This is a genomic window from Staphylococcus sp. HMSC061G12 (assembly GCF_001838465.1).
Classification (GTDB): Bacteria; Bacillota; Bacilli; order Staphylococcales; family Staphylococcaceae; genus Staphylococcus; species Staphylococcus simulans.
In genome coordinates this window covers 1-1555 of sequence record NZ_KV837038.1, presented here as the reverse complement: position 1 = coordinate 1555, position 1555 = coordinate 1, and the positions used below count along the sequence as shown (strand labels likewise).

Below are 1555 nucleotides of genomic sequence, written 5' to 3'. Positions count from 1 at the left end.
TTATAAAACTATTAAATTCTTTTGTAAGTAACAAATGTAGAAAAAAACAAATCCAATTAAAACGCAATGAAAACATCAAATATTTCAGAGCTTGTCCTGAAGGTGTACCGATTGAATTATATCAACGTTATAAACCTTTCTTTAGTGATGCTCAAATTAAGTGCTTATTCAACAATATCTCAGATCAAATCAATCCATATCCTAATATCAACAATGAAGCATATACTGACATAGTTAATAATACATTGGGTTCATTAGTTAAAGCACTAAGAAACTATCACAGAGGACAAGGTAAAAAAATATATAATATTTTTGCATATGCTGTGGGTACTGCAAAAATATTAGCAGCCAAAGTAGATCATATCAACAAATGGTCTGCAATGTGGGAACACTCTACACAAACAAAACAATATGATAATAATTTCAAAACAGCAAGTATGCATATGTGGGCAAAAACAGGGCTCTTAGATGATGAGGGAATTCCTTATTAACCTCCCAACAAAAAAGAGAGAGGAATCGTCATTCTTAATTATAATTATGAAGAAAAAACACATATTAGTTAAAGAGTTTGAATCCATTATTGATTATTTTTTTACAAATCCTGAAGATGAAGCGTGGTTTGAAATTGAACAAATAACTGCAAATGATACTATTGCGAGCAGACTCGATGAATCAGCTGATAATACATTCGACTACACTACATAAGATCGAACAAAGATATTAAGATTATCAGCAAAAGCAATACAATTAATTATTTAACACATATAATTTTATTTTTCTTTATAATCGATATTGTCTTGCATATCTATGATGTAAATTTCTCTGATTTAAAACTCATTAATTAAATCATTGTCTTGATTCATGTCATAGATAGACTTACTTATATCATGTAGGTCGACACTATCTCAAACTTCTTGAAACTAACAGTACAAGTTTTCAAGAATCAAGAATTTAGTATTTATAGTATTTTTCTCTCTAGAAATCAACTTTTTAAGGGGTTTTTAGATACGTCATTGACTTCACTAATTTATCTATATAAATGCCAACATTGATTAATAGACTTTGACTGAACAGTGATGCCTAAAACTAAAAATAATTGATTTGAGTCGAATTTATTATTACAAAGGAACAAACGATAAAATATATGATAAATTTGCATAAACATGGAGTAGTATAAAAAACTAACAGTTAAAATGCATAATATCCACAAATGGTCCAGAATATGAAAAGACTATACAAAAATAGGACAACACAATAACTTCAAAGCAACAATGATATATACCTCAAAAGAATTTTTTTGTTAACTTTAGCGTTTTATATAAATAGGCAACTAAATTAACTTTTCCAATCTTTTTCCAATTGTCGTTTAAATGCTTCTCGTTGTCTTTCAAAATCTACTTGCTCTTCTGGTGTCAATTGTTCATTACGTAATTGTTGAGGATTGTTTAGCCATTTTGGGGTTAATTCTTTAATTTTAATATTACCAGTTGTTTGAACATTATAATTTATTGCTTCGTTTAATGACTTAATTCCCTTATCAGACCAATTTTGTAAA

At 28.2% G+C, this 1555-nt stretch carries 1 protein-coding gene and 2 pseudogenes; 2 read left to right on the top strand and 1 reads right to left on the bottom strand.

Annotated elements, in window-relative coordinates:
• Positions 1-491: pseudogene (locus tag HMPREF2937_RS13645) on the top strand (hypothetical protein); the annotation flags it as partial.
• A 46-nt stretch (positions 492-537) separates the two neighbouring features.
• Entirely contained in the window at positions 538-705 is a 168-nt protein-coding gene (locus HMPREF2937_RS13640) for a hypothetical protein (RefSeq protein WP_176745458.1), read from the top strand.
• Positions 706-1335: 630 nt separating this feature from the next.
• Here the strand turns inward: HMPREF2937_RS13640 and HMPREF2937_RS13635 are convergent.
• A pseudogene (locus tag HMPREF2937_RS13635) lies at positions 1336-1555 on the bottom strand (hypothetical protein); the annotation flags it as partial.

Excerpts from the sequence above, each read along its gene's own strand:
- HMPREF2937_RS13640 (WP_176745458.1), top strand. The coding sequence starts at position 538 with ATGAAGAAAAAACACATATTAGTTAAAGAGTTTGAATCCATTATTGAT.